The sequence below is a fragment of the Treponema sp. R6D11 genome, from assembly GCF_054786075.1.
This window is the reverse complement of the sequence record NZ_BDHD01001083.1, coordinates 1-393: the sequence shown is the minus strand read 5'-3', so window position 1 is coordinate 393 and position 393 is coordinate 1. Positions and strand designations below refer to the sequence as shown.

At 55.2% G+C, this 393-nt stretch carries 1 protein-coding gene; it reads left to right on the top strand.

Translation table 11 applies throughout. The features are described from left to right. Positions 1-123: 123 nt before the first annotated feature. A partial coding sequence (locus tag ACYVTD_RS17580; protein WP_461248913.1) for a ribose-phosphate pyrophosphokinase-like domain-containing protein occupies positions 124-393 on the top strand: 270 nt, incomplete at its 3' end.

The window sequence follows — 393 nt, the reverse complement described above, 5'->3', positions numbered from 1 at the left end:
CGTTTGACGCGATATTAGCGAGGAACTGTGCATGAATCTGCCCTGCCCGCTTGCAATGTGCGTCAGGCACAGTAAAAGGCCCCGCATATCCTTCACTTGGCTGGCACCGGGGAAAATACGGGCATGAAACTATTCGCGGGCAATTCCAATCGCGTTCTCGCTGAATCTGTCGCCAAATATCTCAATATTCCGCTTGGAAAGGCCAGCGTCCGGCGCTTCGCCGACGAGGAGATATTTGTCGAGATCCAGGAAAACGTGCGCGGCGAAGATGTCTTCGTCATGCAGTCGACGTCCTTCCCGGCCAATGATCACCTGATGGAACTGCTCATCATGATCGATGCCTTCCGCCGGTCCTCGGCAAAGCGCATCACCGCAGTCCTTCCGTATTTCGGC